A 16,489-nucleotide genomic window follows, 5' to 3' on the forward strand; every position below is an offset into this window, starting at 1 on the left:
ATTTCCACCCTATCAGGTGAGCCGACATGACGACCAACGATCCGATCTACAAGACCGACGCGCTGATTGCGCAGGATATCGACGCCTATCTCGAGGCGCATCAACACAAGACCATGCTGCGCTTCATCACCTGCGGCTCGGTCGATGACGGGAAATCGACGCTGATCGGGCGGCTGCTCTATGACAGCAAGATGATCTTCGAAGATCAGCTAGCCGCGCTGGAGGCCGACTCCAAGCGCGTCGGCACCCAAGGCCAGGAGATCGACTTCGCACTGCTGGTCGACGGGCTCGCTGCCGAGCGCGAACAGGGCATCACGATCGACGTGGCCTACCGCTTCTTCGCGACCGAGAAGCGCAAGTTCATCGTCGCGGACACCCCCGGCCACGAACAGTATACCCGCAACATGGTCACCGGTGCCTCGACCGCCGATCTGGCGGTGATCCTGATCGATGCGCGCAAGGGCGTACTGACCCAAACGCGGCGCCACTCCTACCTCGTCCACCAGCTCGGCATCCGCCATATCGTGCTGGCGGTGAACAAGATGGATCTGGTGGACTACGATCAGGCGACCTTCGACGAGATCGTGGCCGATTACCAAACCTTCGCCGACAGCATCGGCATCGAAGGCTTCACCGCGATCCCGATCTCGGGCTTCAAGGGCGATAACATCACAGGCCCGAGCGAGAATACCCCCTGGTACAAGGGGCCGTCGCTCCTACCCTATCTCGAAGCGGTCGAGGTGGACGTGACCTCCGATCAGGAGCGCCCCTTCCGGATGCCCGTGCAATGGGTGAACCGCCCCAACCTCGACTTCCGCGGCTTCTCGGGGCTGATCGCGTCGGGCACCGTGCGTCCGGGCGACGAGGTGCGCGTGCTGCCCTCGGGCAAAACCTCGAAAGTGGCGCGCATCGTCAGCTTGGAGGGCGACCGCGACATGGCGGTGGCGGGTGAATCCATCACGATCACGCTGGTCGACGAGATCGACTGCTCGCGCGGGCAGGTCATCGTCTCCGCGAAAGAACCGCTGGAAGTGGCCGACCAGTTCGAGACCACCATCGTCTGGATGGACGAGAACGAACTGCTGCCAGGCCGCGCCTATTGGCTGAAAATCGGCACGCAGACCGTCTCGGCGACCGTGCAGGAGCCGAAATACGAGGTGAACGTCAACACGCAGGAGCATCTGGCGACGAAGACGCTGGACCTGAACGCGATCGGCGTGGCCAACATCACCACCGACCGCGAGATCCCCTTCGCCCCCTATGCCGAGAACCGCGATCTGGGCGGGTTCATCCTGATCGACAAGATGACCAACCAGACTGCGGCTGCGGGCATGATCAACTTCGCGCTGCGCCGGGCCCAGAACATCCACTGGCAGGCGACCGATATCGGGCGCGAGCATCATGCCAACATGAAGCACCAGAAGCCGGCGGTGGTCTGGCTCACGGGCCTGTCGGGCTCGGGCAAATCCACGATCGCCAACATGGTCGAGAAGAAGCTGGCGCGGATGAACCGCCACACTTTCCTGCTCGATGGCGACAACGTGCGCCACGGCCTGAACAAGGATCTGGGCTTCACCGAGGCCGACCGCGTGGAAAACATCCGCCGCGTCGGCGAGGTCGCGAAGCTGATGACCGACGCGGGCCTCATCGTGGTCACGGCCTTCATCTCGCCCTTCCGCTCGGAGCGCGACATGGTGCGCGCAATGATGCAGCCGGGCGAGTTCCTCGAAGTCTTCGTGGATACGCCGCTCGAAGTGGCCGAGGCGCGCGACGTGAAAGGGCTCTATGCCAAGGCGCGATCCGGCCAGCTGAAGAACTTCACCGGCATCGACTCGCCCTACGAGGCACCCGAGAACCCCGAGATGCGGATCGACACCACCGCGATCAGCCCCGAGGAAGCGGCGGAATTGATCCTCGCTCGGCTCATTCCGTAAGCGACGACAACGACTGCACCATTTCACGCGAACGTGCAGCCCTCCCGGGGGTTGCACGTTTTCGTTTTGGCCTTGACCTTGCTCGGGGGCGCGCCCCAACCTGCCCGAAATACCGCCAGCAGAAAGAAGCCCGAATGCCGATCGAAAACGTGCACTTCAGCGAACTCGAATTTTCCCGCCGGATCGCGCTCGTACGCGCGGCAATGGCGCAGCGCGAGATCGACATTCTCTTCATCACCAACCCGTCTAACCAGTTCTGGCTGACGGGTTATGACGGCTGGTCCTTCTACACCCATCAGGGCGTGATCCTGCCGATGGAGGGCGCCCCCTATTGGTGGGGCCGCTTCATGGATTCCAACGGCGCGCGCCGCACCGTCTGGATGGAGGAGGAAAACATCCTCCATTACAACGACGCGATGGTGCAATCCGACATCATGCACCCGATGGAAGACCTCGCCTCTCACCTGCGGATCATGGGCTACGGCAAGGCCCGGATCGGCGTCGAAATGGAGACCTATTTCTACACCGCGAAAGCGCATGCAGTCCTCTTCGAAGGGCTGCCCGAAGCGACGCTGCTCGATGCCTCTGTGCTGGTGAACTGGCAGCGCCTGATCAAATCCGACGAGGAGCTGCGTTTCATGCGCCGTGCCGCACGGATCTCCGAACTGGTGATCCAGCGTGCGGTGGAACTGGCCGAGCCGGGGCTGCGCAAGCATGATCTGGTCGGCGAATTGTACAAGACCGCCGTGCAGGGCGAGGAAGACAGCTGGGGCGATTATCCGGCCATCGTGCCGATGCTGCCCTCGGGCCCGGATGCCTCCGCGCCGCACCTGACATGGAACGGCGAGGCACTGAAAGCTGGCGAAGCGACCTTCGTCGAGCAATCCGGCTGCTACCGTCGCTATCACGCGCCGCTCTCGCGCACGATCTTTCTGGGCAAGCCCCCGCAGCATGTCCTCGATGCGAGCGAAGCGCTAACCGAAGGCCTCAACGCCGGGATCGAAGTCGCGCGTGCCGGGAACCGCGCCTGTGACATCGCCCGCGCACTGAACGTCGAGCTGGCCAAGGTCGGCATCGAACGCCCGAACCGCGCGGGTTACGCGGTGGGCTGTTCCTACCCGCCGGATTGGGGCGAGCATACCGTCTCGATCCGCGACACCGACGAGACGATCCTCGAGCCCGGCATGACCTTCCACTTCATGCCCGGCCTCTGGATGGATGACTGGGGGATGGAGACGACCGAGACCATCCTCATCACCGAGGACGGCCCCGCCGAGCCGCTGTGCAACATCGAGCGCAAACTGTTCGTCAAGGACTGAGCCGATGCGGATCGACACCACCCGCGCGATCCTCTCGGACCTGATCGCCTATCCGACGATATCGACCGACAGCAACCTGCCGATCATCCACTACATCGCGGACCGGCTGGAAACCGTCGGCGCGGCGGTAGAGGTCATGGTCGACGAGAGCGGCCACAAGGCGAACCTTTTCGCGACGCTGGGCGAGGCAGGCGATGGCGGGCTGGTGCTGTCGGGCCATTCGGACGTGGTACCGGTCACCGATCAGGACTGGACCAGCGATCCTTTCACCATGACCGAGCGCGACGGCAAGCTCTACGGGCGCGGCGCCTGCGACATGAAAGGCTTCATCGCCGCCTGTCTCGGCTCGCTCGATCTGCTGGCCGAGGCCGCGAAAACCCGCCCGATCCATTTCGCCTTCACCCATGACGAGGAAGTCGGCTGTCTGGGCGCGCATGAACTGGTGAAGCTGCTGGCGAAACGCCCGGTCAGACCGGCGCTGTGCATCATCGGAGAGCCGACTTCGATGCAGGTCTTCGACGGCAACAAGGGCTGCTGCGAATATACCGTGCGCTTCGAGGGGCTGCCGGGCCATAGCTCCGCGCCTGAGAAGGGCGTGAACGCGGTCGAATACGCTGTGCGCTACATCAACCGCCTGTTCGAGCTGCGCGCCGAGCTGATCAAACGCTGCCCCGAAGGCTCGCGCTTCGATCCGCCGCAGACGACGCTCAACGTAGGCGCGCTGAAAGGCGGCATTTCTCATAACGTGATCGCGCCGCGCGCCGAACTGGCCTGGGAGATGCGCCCGATCAATGCCGCTGACATGGATTTCGTCAAAGCCGAGATCGCGAGCTACGTCGAAGACACGCTGCTGCCCGAGATGCGCGCCATCGCGCCGGAAGCCGCGATCTCCACCGAGACCATCGGCGAGGTCGTGGGGCTCGAGCCGATGGACGACAACGCCGCGCGCGATCTGGTCTTCGCGCTGACCGGGCAGAACCACGCAGGCTGCGTTGCTTTCAACACCGAGGCCGGGCTGTTCCAGTCGCTCGGAATGGACGCGGTGATCTGCGGGCCCGGCTCGATCGAGCAGGCCCATAAGGCCGACGAGTTCGTCTCGCTCGAGCAGATGGATCAGGCGCTGACGATGTTGGGCAAGCTCACCAGCGCCCGGAACTGAGTGCGCCTGGCCGCCTCTCCGATCAGTTCAGGCGCTTGCCGGTTTTCGGATCGAAGAGATGCAGATCTTCGGCGTTCACCGACAGCCGCACCTGCCCCACCGCCTGCTTCTCCATATGCACGCCCGGCAGCGCCGCGGTCATCGGCTCGCCGCGCCCTTCCAGCGTTCCGTGCAGAAGCGTATTCGCCCCTAGCGGTTCGGACAGGGTAACATTCAGCGTCAGCGGGCCATTGTCATCGGGATGCAGGTGTTCGGGCCGAATCCCGAGGCTGACGGGGCGATCGGGCAGATCGGTCGGCCCGAGCGTCACATGGCCCAGCATCACCCGCCCTCCGCGCACCTCGGCATCGATGACGTTCATCGACGGGCTGCCGATGAACTGCGCCGCGAAGATGGTCACGGGGCGCTCATAGACTTCGAGCGGGGTGCCGATCTGCTCGGCCACGCCGCCGTTCATCACGATCATCCGGTCGGCCATGGTCATCGCCTCGACCTGATCGTGGGTCACGTAAAGCGCGGTCACGCCGAGCTTGCGCTGCAGCTCGCGGATTTCGACGCGCATCTGCACCCGCAGCTTGGCATCGAGGTTGGACAGCGGTTCGTCGAACAGGAAGACCGACGGCTCGCGCACGATGGCGCGGCCCATCGCGACCCGCTGACGCTGCCCGCCGGACAGTTCGCGCGGCTTTCGCTCGAGATAGTCCGACAGCTGCAACAGCTTCGCGGCCTCATCGACGCGGCGCTTGATCTCGGACTTCGACATGCCCGCGATCTTCAGCCCGTAGCCCATGTTCTGGCGCACCGACATATGCGGGTAGAGCGCGTAGTTCTGGAACACCATCGCGATATCGCGGTCCATCGGCTCGCGCTCGTTCACGCGGGCCTCGCCGATGCGGATCTCACCCTCTGAGATGCTCTCCAGCCCCGCAACCATGCGCAACAGCGTCGATTTCCCGCAGCCGGAGGGACCGACGATGACGATGAATTCGCCGTCCTGGATGTCGATCGAGACCCCGTGCAGCACCTCGGTCTTGCCGAAACGTTTCTTGATATTTTCGAGTTCAACGGTCGCCATTGTCTGCCCTTATTTCTCGCTGTCCACGAGACCGCGAATGAAGAGTTTCTGCATCGAGATCACCACGATCACCGGCGGGATCATCGCGAGGATGGAGGTCGCCATGATGACCGGCCAATCGGCGATATCGTCGCCCGAGGGGAACATCTGCTTGAGCCCCATGACGATCGTGTTCATCTCGGGATTTGTGGTGATGAGGAGCGGCCAGAGATACTGGTTCCAGCCGTAGATGAAGAGGATCACGAAGAGCGCCGCGATATTCGTGCGGCTCATCGGCAGCAGGATATCGAAGAAGAAGCGCATCGGACGCGCGCCATCGACTCGGGCGGCCTCTGCCAGCTCGTCCGGCACCGTCAGGAAGAACTGCCGGAACAGGAAGGTCGCCGTCGCCGACGCGATCAGAGGCAGGATCAGGCCGGAATAGCTGTTGAGCATCCCGAAGCCCGCGACCACCTCGTAGGTCGGCACGATCCGCACCTCGACCGGCAGCATCAGCGTGATGAAGATCATCCAGAAGAAGAAGCGCCGTCCCGGAAAGCGGAAATAGACGATCGCGAAGGCCGAGAGGAGCGAGATCGCGATCTTTCCGAGCGCGATCCCCAACGCCATCACCAGCGAGTTCACCAGCATCGTCGCGACCGGCACATTCACCCCGGAGAACAGCGCATCCGAGTAGTTCTCGATCAGGTGCGAGCCCGGCATCACCGGCATCGGCGCCTGCGCGATCTCCTGCTGGGTATGGGTCGAGGCCACGAAGGCCAGCCAAATCGGGAAGAAGATCACCAGTACGCCCGCGATCATCAGCACATGGGTCAGCCACAGGCCGGAGCCGCGTTTTTCCACCATGCCCGGGGGCGGTTCGTTGTGCATGTCAGCCATCAGTAATGCACCCGCTTCTCGACGAATTTGAATTGCAGCACCGTCAGGAAGCCCACGACCACCAGCAGCACCACGGATTGCGCGGCAGAGCTTCCGAGATCCTGACCCACGAAGCCATCGGCGTAGACCTTGTAGACCAGGATCGTGGTCGCCTGTTGCGGCCCGCCGGAGGTGATCGTGTGGATCACGCCGAAGGTCTCGAAGAAGGCGTAGACGATATTGACGACCAGCAGAAAGAAGGTCGTGGGCGACAGGAGCGGCAGCACGATCGTGAAGAAGCGCCGCCAGAACCGCGCCCCGTCGATCGCCGCCGCCTCGATCACCGATTTCGGCACCGCTTGCAGCGCCGCGAAATAGAACAGGAAGTTATAGCTGATGCGGCCCCAGGCCGACGCCACGACGACGAGGCCCATCGCCTCGTTCTCGTTGAGCACATGGTTCCAGTCATAACCCATCTGGTTGAGATAGAAGGCGACCAAACCGATCCGCGTGTTGAACATGAAGAGCCACAGCACACCGGCCACCGCGGGCGCGACCGCGTAGGGCCAGATCAGAAGCGTGCGGTAAGTTCCCGCCCCTTTCACCAGCCGATCCGCCAGCACCGCGAGGAACAGCGCCGGGATCATCGAGACCAGTGTCACAAGGGTCGAGAACACCGCCGTCGTCACAAAAGACGCGCGATAATAGGGGTCGTTGAACAGGTATTCGAAATTGCCGAGGCCCACATATTGCATCGACAGGCCGAACGGATCGGGGATGAACAGCGATTGCCACACCGCCTCGCCCGCCGGGTAGAAGAAGAACACGGCCGAGATGATCAACTGCGGCGCGAGCAGCAGCATCGGCAAGAGCCAGCCCTTGAAGGTTACGCGTTTTTCCATATCGGGATCGGGGCCTTAGAATAGAAATAGCCGCGGGCAGGGTTCTCCCCGCCCGCGGCTGGATTTGGGTTAGCGGTTGGCTTGCTCGAAGCGGCGCAGCAGCTGGTTGCCACGCTCCACCGCGTTGTCGAGCGCGTCTTGCGCGGTCTTGTCACCGGCCCAGACAGCCTCCAGTTCCTCGTCGATGATGCCGCGGATCTGGTCGAAGTTGCCCAGGCGGATGCCCTTCGAATTCTCGGTCGGCGCATTCGCGGTCATCTGCTTCACGGCCACGTCAGTGCCGGGGTTCTTTTCGTAGAAGCCCTGCTCACGGGTCAGCTCGGCCGCGGCCTTGGTGATCGGCAGGTAGCCGGTATCCTGGTGCCACTTCGCCTGCACTTCCGGCGACGAGAGGTAGTTCAGGAATTCAGCGACGCCCTTGTAGTGGTCGTCATCCTTGCCAGCCATGACCCAGAGCGAGGCGCCCCCGATGATTGTGTTCTGCGGCGCGCCGTCGACGTCACCCCAATAGGGCAGCGGGTGCACTTCGAAGTTGAACTTGGCTTCGGACTTGATGCCCGCGTAACCGGCCGAGCTCTCGGTGAAGAGCGCGCAGGTGCCGGCACGGAAGTCGGCACCGCCTTCGTTGCGGCGGCCCTTGTAGACGAACTCGCCCTTCTTGGCCCAGTCACCCAGCGTCTGGATGTGCTTGACCTGAACGGGGCCGTTGAACTCCAGCTTCGCGTCGAGACCGGCGAAGCCGTTCTCCTGGCTCGCGAAGGGCACGTTGTGATAGGCTGAGAGGTTCTCGAGCTGGATCCAGCTCTGCCAGGCGGTGGTCATCGGGCAATCGACGCCCGCTTCCTTCAGCTGGTCGAGCACCTTGCCGACATCTTCCCAGGTAGTCAGCGGCGCATCCTTGGCGACGCCTGCCTTGTCGAGCATGTCGCGGTTGACCCAGAGAACCGGCGTCGAGGAGTTGAAGGGCAGCGACAGCATCTTGCCGTCGGTGGTGGTGTAGTAGCCCTTCACCGCGCCGATGTAATCGTCGGGATTGAAGTCCACGCCGGCGTCTTCCATCACCTGGTAGACCGGCTTGATCGCGCCCTTGGCGGCCATCATCGTCGCCGTGCCGACCTCGAACACCATCAGGATGTCGGGCTGTTCCCCGGCGCGGAACGCGGCGATCCCGGCGTTCAGCGTTTCCGAGTAGTTGCCCTTGTTGGTCGCCACGACCTCATACTGGTCCTGGCTGGCATTGAAGTCCTTGACCTGCTGATCGACGAGCTCGCCGAGACGGCCGGTAAAGGCGTGCCAGAACTGGATTTCCGTTGCTGCATTGGCCGTGAAGGGCGCAATGAGCGAGGCCGACGCAAGCGCCGCACCGAGTGCAAAATTCTTCATGTCTTCCTCCCATATGTAGCGGGATTCATTGTTGGATGGATCTGAGGCCCCGTGCGAAGCCTCCGCGCTACGCGGCGTAGTGTGCGGATGTAACAGGAACAAAACAAGAGAGTGATTTCGGTTTCGCTTTGCCTCTCGGTCGCGCGATCCAGCGCGGTACGGCGGCTTCTCACCCCTTTCCTGCTAAGCTTTTTCGAGATTCCTCGAAGTTTTGCACGACGCTATATCACGACTTTGTGAAGCGCATTTTTGCGCGATTCGATCGAAACCGAACAAAAACCGACAGTCGCGCGAAACACCCGAGCATGTTTGGCCTCGCCCCCGCCGCGCTTTGCCGAATCCCTCCGATTTGTTAACCTGTTGGAATGGTGCAACTCGGTTCGGATCATCGTCATGTTCGTTGCGTCGTCTCAGATGTCTGCCTTTCCGATCCTTGCCGCCGCAGGGATCGCCCTCGCATCGACGGGCGCTGCCTTTGCCCAAAGCTCCGGTGAAGGTCCCGCCCTGCGATGGGATCAGGCCGAATGCCTGCGCGATCATGCAACCGACTACCTCGAGCAACGGGCATTCCCGTCAATCCTCTTCGTGGGCTTCTGCAAAGACGGGGTTTTCGACCCCACTGCAGCGGAGATCGCACAGGGAACGAGCCGCAATTCCGCCATCGACTCGGAAGGTCTGCCGCGGTTGCAATCCGGCGCGGTCATCCCCGCCAACCCCAAAGCTGCAGTGCTCGTCTTGACACGTGCGCAGCTCGAATGCCTGCGCGATAGGTTCGACAGCGTCGCGCGCAAGCAGGTCGCAAAGCTCGACGAGAAGACCGAAATTCCGGTGGCCGAGCTTGATTTCTCGGGATGCCCGCAGTGAGCGCGGGGCAAACGCCGCCCGCTACCGCAGACGCTCCCAATGTGCCCAGAGACGCGCCTGAAGCGGATACCGCCCCGCCCGAAGCCGCGTCCCGGGAGCCCATAACCCTGCTGCGGATCATCGAAGCGGGGTCGTGGGCAGCCACGATCATTGCCCTCGTCTTCACCGGCTGGCAAATCTTCCAATGGCGCGAGGACCGGAAAGCCGATCTTTCGCTCGAAATGGTCGCGCGGTTTTCCGACCTCGAATATGCGGGCCGCGCGCGCCGCCAGCTCGCGCAATTCTGGTGGGAGAATTCCGACGATCTGGCGAAGGTGACGGCCGTCAATGGGGGCATCCCCTCGGCGCAACGGCGGAACTTCCTCGATCTGCTGTTTCAAAGACAACCGGCGCCGCAACGCCAGAAGCAATTCGCGGCGGTATCGGAAATGGCGAATTTCTTCGATCAGGTCGAGCTGTGCATCGCGACCAAACGCTGCGACGCGCAGATCGCCACGGATTACTTCTGCGGCTACGCCGCCAACTTCGCCGACCTCTACCAAGGTCCCCTCACCCAAGTCCGTGAGACCTTCGGCACCGCCGGCCTCGGAACCGGCCTACAGAATTTCGTGGAGGCCAGATGCGACGACTGATCCCAGCCCTCGCCGCGCTGAGCGTCCTCGGCATCGCCCCACCGGCCCCCGCCGCCGATATAGACTGGGCGCCGCCGATCACAGATGAGTTCGTGCGGCCCTATGTCGGCGCGAATATGGCCACCGGGACCAAGCCGGGCGACAGCTTCGACTTCAAGAACGCATTGCACGTCCGCATCAGAGGCGAAATCACGCCGGGCGACGCAGAGACATTCCGAAACCTGATCACCGAAAAGGCCAGCGAGATCGTCGATCCGATTTCGGGCGGAGTGAATATGCGCCCTGTCGTCGTCTCTCTCGACAGTGACGGCGGCGATTTCTACGAGGGCCTCAAACTCTCCGACTCGATCCGCGGCTTCGCAACATTCGTCGGCAAGGGCGACCGGTGCCTCTCGGCCTGTGCGATCGCGTTTCTGGGCGGTTCAGAGAGGATGCTGCGCGGCTACCCGATGTGGAACGCGCGATACGTTCACACCGAGGGCGTCGTCGGATTTCACGCGCCGTTCTCGAGCCTCTCGAATACGCTGATGATCCCCGATGGCACGCCGTTTTCGGGCACGCTCGGCAATCAGATCGCCACGCAATTCTACGCGCAGGCTCAGGACGCGATCAACGAACTCACGAAGCGGATGGGGACATGGAATATCGCTCCGGGCTTCGTCTTCGAAATGATCGGCAAGAAATTTCAGAAGGACGACGACAGGCCGCTGGGCGAGCAGTACCTGCTGATCAATTCATATAACCGGCTCGATCAGACCAAAACGACTGTCCTTGCCGACCGCGCTCCGAACCCGGCCAATGTGGACATTCTCGGCGCCATAAACGCCTGCGAATTCGTGGTATTCGCAAATACCGGTCGCCGGGTAATGACTAGCCCGCCAGTATCTTCAGAGGCCATCCCGGAGCATGGCCTGATCCGCTTGTGGTCAAGATACTCAAGCTTCGGAAAGGCGACAGAAGAAGGCCTGAAAACCTCCGGCGGCTCCCGCCCTCGGCTGCTGAGATCCAAGATCGGCCCGCTCACGTCGAACGTCCTTTTGCCCGCGGCGGGCGACGACTCCTATTACCTGCAAGAGAAGCTCTCAGGCCCCGGCCGCGTCGACTGCAACGTGTTCAAGGACGCTGACGGACGCTGGTATGTCAAAACCTACAATATCGACATCCATGCCAACGATAGGTTTCTCACGACGGACGGGACGACAGCCACGCAGCGCGAGGTACTCGACTACAGCGCTCCCTACCCGATCAACGATTTCACCATCCTCGGCCCCGATGGCGTCTGGAACGATTTCCCCGCCATCGAGCCCTCCGAAGAGCTTACGCCGATCCTCGCCAAGTTCCCCGATGTCACCGGCCCCAGCTTCGACTGCACGGGCAAGCTCGATCCGGCGGCGGAGGTGATCTGCCTGATCCGCCCGCTCGGGCAGCTCGACGGGGTGCTGGGCAAGCTCTACCCGCGCGCCGTCGCGAAGGACGCAGAGGGCACGAAGCAGAGCCAACGTCATTGGCTCAAGATCCGCGACCGCGCCTGCCGTCCGGGCGGGATCGACACGAACGACCCACTTCAATTCCGCAGCCTGATCGACTGCCTCACCTACTTCTACGAGATGCGCCTGAGAGAGCTGGACCAGATCGCGCAGGCCAATCAACCGCCGTATCGAAAATCACGCACATGCGCGGGCATCTCGACACCGTCGAGATTGCGCGGATCGGGGATCGGGTCGCCCACCTCCATACGGATCGGGATTACCCCGGCCCAGATCGGCAGCGCGTAATCCTCCTCGTCGTCACTCGGCCCGCCGGTGCGGATCTTCGCGGCGCCCTCGGTGATCTCCATCCCCAGCACGGTCGTCGCCTTCAGATCCTGTTCGTGGTCTGGGCGCAGCGTCTCGTAGCGGCCCGGATAGAGATGGTTCACGAAATTTCCGAGCTTTTGCAGCTTCTCCGCCGGGTCCTCCACCTTGAACGCAACACCAAAGAGCATGACCGAGCGCGTGTTCAGCGAATGATGCATGCCAGAGCGCGCCAGAACCAAACCATCGAGGATCGAGACCGTCAGACAGACCTCTGTCTCCTTTTGACTGCGCAGCGCGCGGCTCGCGGAAGAGCCATGCCAATAGACGTGATCGCCTTCGCGCCATTGCATCGTCGGCGTCACGTAGGGCTTGCCGTCCCGGACATAGCCCACATGGCACATCGGCTGCGCGTCGAGGATCGTGTTGATGCTGTCGCGGTCGAAATGGCCGCGCTCATGCAGGCGGCGCAGGCGGGAACGGTCGGTTACAGGGAGGGTCTCGGTCATGGTCTGCCTCATGTCTGACTTGTGCCCTCAGCGATAGCGGCCTACTGGATCAGAAAACATGTCCAGTTTCGCAAAAATGCAGCAGTCCAATTTAAACACCGCCCTGTTTGGTCTTTCGCTGGATCGAAACTCCGGTCTGCCGCTGCATGCGCAACTGACCCATGTCCTGCGCGAGATGCTGCGCGCCGATCCCGCCGCAGCCGGAGAGCGCCTGCCGCCAAGCCGCGCATTGGCCGAGGAGCTGTCGGTCTCGCGCATGACAGTGACCACCGCCTATGATCAGCTGATCGCCGAGGGCTACCTGAGCACCCGCCCCGGCGGCGGCACCTATGTCGCCGAGGACCTGCCCCATCTCGCCCCTCCTACCCCGCGAAAAGCATCAAGGGCCGCGCAAGGGGCGCCTCCGCCAGCTTGGCTGCCCTTCCAGCCCGGCCTGCCCGATCAGGCGCTGTTCCCGCGCAGGCTTTGGGCGCGCCACCTCGAGCGCGCGTGGCGCACCCCCGATCCCACCCTTCTGGACCGGCCCGACCCGTTCGGCTGGCCGCCGCTGCGGCTGGCGATCCGCGACCACCTCGCGGCGTGGCGCGGCCTCGATTGCGCGCCGGAACAAGTGATGATTACCGGCGGCGCATGGGACGGGTTCGACCTGATCGCGCGTAGTGCGATCGCCCCCGGCGGGCTGATCGCGACCGAGGATCCCGGCTGGGCGACGATGGGCCATGTGCTGGCCTCCAGCGGCCTCAACGAGCACCCGGTGCGGATCGACGCCGAAGGGCTGGACCCGGTACATCTGCCGACCGACACCCGCGCCGTCATCATCACCCCCTCGCGCCATTTCCCGACCGGGGCGGCGATGCCGCTCAGCCGCAGGCTGACGCTTCTTGACTGGGCGCGTGCCCATGATGCGCTGATCGTCGAGGATGATTACGACAGCGAATTCCGTTATCGCGGCCAGCCCCTGCCCGCGCTGGCGGGGCTCGACGGGCTGCAGCGCGTGATCTACATGGGCAGCTTCTCGAAACTGCTCAGCCCGGCGCTGCGGATCGGCTATATCGTGCTGCCCGAGCGGCTTGTCGGGCCGATGCGGGCGGCGATCGACGCGACGGGGCCGCGGGTTTCGATGGTACCGCAACCGGCGCTGGCGAGCTTCATGGCGAGCGGCGAATTCGCGACCCATCTTCGGCGGATGCGGCGCCATTACGCGAAACGGCAGCGCCACCTTCTGAACGCGCTGACAGGGCTCGAGGAGTATCTCCGGCTCCAGCCCGATCCGTCGGGAATGCATCTCTGCGCGGGTCTCGGCCCGGCCCTCGTGCCCGCCGGCGACCGCGCGATATCCGAGCGCGCGAAGGCGGTCGGTCTTACCCTGCGCGCTCTGTCGTCGCACGCCCGCCTGCCCGACCCGCCGCAAGGCGTCCTGCTCGGGTACGCGGGTTTCGACGAACCGACGCTAAGCGCCGCAGCAGAGAAGCTGCGGGCACTTCTGACGTCGCTTCCATGACCGCCGACCTCGCAACTCACAACAGGGTGACCTTACGTCGAGAAAGCACTCGCCCTCTTGGCAAGCCCGCGCCGTTTGCCAAAACTAACGCGCGAGTAAAAAACGGGCGCGTGACTTGATCCAAGCGCACGGGAGCGGAGGACAGGATGCGCGGATGGAAAGCGGTGCTCGGCGGGATTGGCCTGCTTGTCATGGCGGCTGTGATTTACGCGATCATCGTGCCTCCGGAACTGCTACGCGTCGGCGCGGGCTATAGCGCGAAGATTACCTGCTCGGCGCTGGTCCTGCAGGACCGCGACCCCGACGAGGTTCTCGAAACCGATGTGCAGGCGCCAGGCAATCCGCTGCTGCGCGCCTTCTGGGTCAGCCCCGATCGTCGGGCGGGCCGCGTCTGGGCGGCTTTCGCCGGGATCATCGCGCCCACGACAGCGGAGCAACGCATGGGCCTCGGTTGCGCGACCTTCCCCGACGGCGATCTGGCCGACGCCCGCGAACAGGCCGCCCCGCCCGCGCCGGGACCGAGCAAGAGCGTCGCCCTCTGGCCCGCGGGATCGAAGACCGAACTGACGGGACAAGGCCGCTTTGCCGATGTCTTGCAAAACGATGCGCTGACCGGGCCGGGGATGCGCGCGGTGGTAGTGATCAAGGACGGTCAGCTCGTGGCCGAGCGCTACGGCGATGGCTTCGATGCGAAAACACCGCTTCTGGGCTGGTCGATGACGAAGACCGTCACCGCCGCCCTTGTCGGCACCGCGATCGAGGCGGGCAAGCTGCGGATGGATCAAAGCGATCTACTGCCCGAATGGCAGGGCGACGACCGGGCGAAGATCACTGTCGCGCAGCTGATGTCGATGTCGAGCGGGCTGCATTTCAACGAGGATTACGGCGACGTCTCGGACGTGACGCGGATGCTCTACCTCGAGCCGGACATGGCGAAGTTCGCAGCGTCGCAGCCGCTCGATCATCCGCCCGGTACGCATTTCAGCTATTCCAGCGGCACTGCAGTCCTGCTGTCGCGCATCTGGCAAAACGCGGTGGGCGACACCTCCACCGCGCTCGCTTGGCCGCGCCGCAAGCTGTTCGGTCCGCTCGGGATGAACTCGGCCACGCTCGAGACCGACGCCTCCGGAACCTTCGTCGGCAGCTCCTACCTCTACGCGACCGCGCGGGACTGGGCGCGGTTCGGACAGTTTCTGCTTCAGGACGGCCAATGGGAGGGGCGGCAATTGCTGTCCGCCGCGTTCGTAAAGCGGATGCATGCGCCCGCGCCGACCGACGGGGTCTATGCACAGGGCATGATCTGGCTCGCCGGGCCGAGCGATCAGCAGAAAGCGGGCGACGACGCGCGGTTCGGCCTACCCGCCGACACCTATTGGCTCGAGGGGCATGACGGGCAGACCGTCACCGTGATCCCCTCGGCCGATATGGTCGTGGTGCGGATGGGGCTGACGCCGTCGGACCTGAACTACCGCCCGCAGAAGCTGGTGGCAGCATTGCTGGAGGCGGCAAAGACCACCACTCAGGCCTCGTCGAACATCCCTTCGAACAGCGCCGAAGACAGGTAACGCTCGCCCGAATCCGGCAGCACGACGACGATGGTCTTGCCCGCATTCTCCGGTTCGCGCGCAAGGCGGAGGGCTGCCGCAGCCGCCGCGCCGCAGGAGATCCCTGCCAATATGCCCTCTTCGCGCGCCAGCCGCCGGGCGGTCTCGATAGCCTCATCATTGCTGACCTGCTCGATCCGGTCCACGAGATCCATGTCGAGCACCTTTGGCACGAAGCCTGCGCCGATGCCCTGGATCTTGTGAGGACCGGGGTGCAGCGCCTCGCCTGCGCGGGCCTGCGTCAGAACCGGGCTCGCCTCGGGCTCGACCGCGACCGAGATCAGCGGCAGACCCTTTTCCTTTTTCAGATAACGCGAGACACCAGTGATCGTGCCGCCCGTGCCGACGCCCGCGACGAAGATATCGACCACACCATCGGTATCCTCGAAGATCTCCGGACCCGTGGTCTTCTCGTGAATCTCGGGGTTCGCGGGGTTGTTGAACTGCTGCAGCAACACGTAGCGGTCGGGATCGGAGGCCGCGATCTCCTCGGCCTTGGCGATCGCCCCCTTCATGCCCTGCGCGCCTTCGGTGAGCACCAGCTTCGCGCCATAGGCCAGCAGGAGCTTGCGCCGCTCGATGCTCATCGTGTCGGGCATGGTCAGCGTGATCGGGATACCGCGCGACGCGGCGACGAAGGCCAGCGCGATCCCCGTGTTGCCCGAGGTCGGCTCGACGATCTCCTTGCCGGGGCCGAGCACGCCGCGCTCCTCCGCGTCCCAGATCATGTTCGCCCCAACGCGACACTTCACCGACCACGCCGGGTTGCGCCCTTCGATCTTGGCCAGAACGGTCGCGCCCGCGCCCTCCGTCATGCGATTGAGCCGCACCAGCGGCGTGTTTCCGATGCTGAACGAGTTATCCTCGTAAATCCGTGCCATGCGCGCGCTCCCTTTCAGCCTGCTGCCGTCCCATCAGATAACCAAAGGCAGGCGAGGGAAAGGCGAAAGCGACGC

The 16,489-nt window shown here is 63.7% G+C and carries 13 protein-coding genes; 7 read left to right on the forward strand and 6 right to left on the reverse strand.

The genetic code is table 11. The features are described 5' to 3' along the window. Window positions 1-26: 26 nt before the first annotated feature. The 3 genes from cysN to argE all read left to right on the forward strand — a co-directional run bounded on the left by cysN (window position 27) and on the right by argE (window position 4,412). On the forward strand, window positions 27-1,934 hold the full coding sequence (gene cysN, locus BMG03_RS16085) for a sulfate adenylyltransferase subunit CysN (protein WP_075774147.1): 1,908 nt from the start codon (window positions 27-29) through the stop codon (window positions 1,932-1,934). Between the two features lie 134 nt (window positions 1,935-2,068). Next, window positions 2,069-3,253 (forward strand): M24 family metallopeptidase, encoded by a 1,185-nt coding sequence (locus tag BMG03_RS16090; RefSeq protein WP_075774146.1) that lies wholly within the window; start codon window positions 2,069-2,071, stop codon window positions 3,251-3,253. A 4-nt stretch (window positions 3,254-3,257) separates the two neighbouring features. After that, window positions 3,258-4,412 carry an acetylornithine deacetylase gene (gene argE, locus BMG03_RS16095; protein WP_075774145.1) on the forward strand — a complete coding sequence of 385 codons (1,155 nt, stop codon included), beginning with the start codon at window positions 3,258-3,260 and terminating at the stop codon, window positions 4,410-4,412. A gap of 22 nt (window positions 4,413-4,434) precedes the next feature. On the opposite strand, the gene BMG03_RS16100 is transcribed toward argE, so the two are convergent. The 4 genes from BMG03_RS16100 to ugpB form a co-directional block, all read right to left on the reverse strand. Next, complete coding sequence (locus BMG03_RS16100) at window positions 4,435-5,487, reverse strand: ABC transporter ATP-binding protein (RefSeq protein WP_075774144.1); 1,053 nt, start codon at window positions 5,485-5,487, stop codon at window positions 4,435-4,437. A 9-nt stretch (window positions 5,488-5,496) separates the two neighbouring features. After that, window positions 5,497-6,333 (reverse strand): sn-glycerol-3-phosphate ABC transporter permease UgpE, encoded by an 837-nt coding sequence (gene ugpE / locus BMG03_RS16105; protein WP_075774334.1) that lies wholly within the window; start codon window positions 6,331-6,333, stop codon window positions 5,497-5,499. Between the two features lie 32 nt (window positions 6,334-6,365). Then, complete coding sequence (gene ugpA, locus BMG03_RS16110; RefSeq protein ID WP_075774143.1) at window positions 6,366-7,247, reverse strand: sn-glycerol-3-phosphate ABC transporter permease UgpA; 882 nt, start codon at window positions 7,245-7,247, stop codon at window positions 6,366-6,368. Between the two features lie 69 nt (window positions 7,248-7,316). After that, window positions 7,317-8,630, reverse strand: a complete 1,314-nt coding sequence (ugpB, locus tag BMG03_RS16115) for a sn-glycerol-3-phosphate ABC transporter substrate-binding protein UgpB (protein ID WP_075774142.1) — start codon at window positions 8,628-8,630, stop codon at window positions 7,317-7,319. Between the two features lie 249 nt (window positions 8,631-8,879). Here ugpB and BMG03_RS16120 point away from each other — a divergent pair, with 249 nt between their 5' ends. Both BMG03_RS16120 and BMG03_RS16125 read left to right on the forward strand, forming a co-directional pair. Continuing rightward, the gene (locus tag BMG03_RS16120) at window positions 8,880-9,494 is read left to right on the forward strand and encodes a hypothetical protein (RefSeq protein ID WP_157771602.1); all 615 of its coding nucleotides are present in this window, start codon (window positions 8,880-8,882) and stop codon (window positions 9,492-9,494) included. After that, window positions 9,491-10,126: a hypothetical protein gene (locus tag BMG03_RS16125; RefSeq protein ID WP_075774140.1), complete on the forward strand. Its 636-nt coding sequence runs from the start codon at window positions 9,491-9,493 to the stop codon at window positions 10,124-10,126. The genes BMG03_RS16120 and BMG03_RS16125 overlap by 4 nt, the downstream gene beginning before the upstream one ends. A gap of 1,645 nt (window positions 10,127-11,771) precedes the next feature. On the opposite strand, the gene BMG03_RS16130 is transcribed toward BMG03_RS16125, so the two are convergent. Further along, a complete protein-coding gene (locus BMG03_RS16130; RefSeq protein ID WP_199224613.1) occupies window positions 11,772-12,428 on the reverse strand; it encodes a pyridoxamine 5'-phosphate oxidase family protein in 657 nt (218 codons plus the stop codon). 58 nt (window positions 12,429-12,486) lie between these two features. On the opposite strand from BMG03_RS16130, the gene pdxR reads away from it, so the two are divergent. Together pdxR and BMG03_RS16140 are read left to right on the forward strand one after the other, a co-directional pair. Continuing rightward, the gene (pdxR, locus tag BMG03_RS16135; protein WP_075774138.1) at window positions 12,487-13,929 is read left to right on the forward strand and encodes a MocR-like pyridoxine biosynthesis transcription factor PdxR; all 1,443 of its coding nucleotides are present in this window, start codon (window positions 12,487-12,489) and stop codon (window positions 13,927-13,929) included. A gap of 146 nt (window positions 13,930-14,075) precedes the next feature. After that, the gene (locus BMG03_RS16140) at window positions 14,076-15,494 is read left to right on the forward strand and encodes a serine hydrolase domain-containing protein (protein ID WP_075774137.1); all 1,419 of its coding nucleotides are present in this window, start codon (window positions 14,076-14,078) and stop codon (window positions 15,492-15,494) included. Here the strand turns inward: BMG03_RS16140 and cysK are convergent. Next, window positions 15,449-16,414 (reverse strand): cysteine synthase A, encoded by a 966-nt coding sequence (gene cysK / locus BMG03_RS16145; protein WP_075774136.1) that lies wholly within the window; start codon window positions 16,412-16,414, stop codon window positions 15,449-15,451. The genes BMG03_RS16140 and cysK overlap by 46 nt on opposite strands. Between the last annotated feature and the right edge of the window lie 75 nt (window positions 16,415-16,489).

Origin of the sequence: Thioclava nitratireducens, from assembly GCF_001940525.2 — a bacterium.
GTDB classification, from domain to species: Bacteria; Pseudomonadota; Alphaproteobacteria; order Rhodobacterales; family Rhodobacteraceae; genus Thioclava; species Thioclava nitratireducens.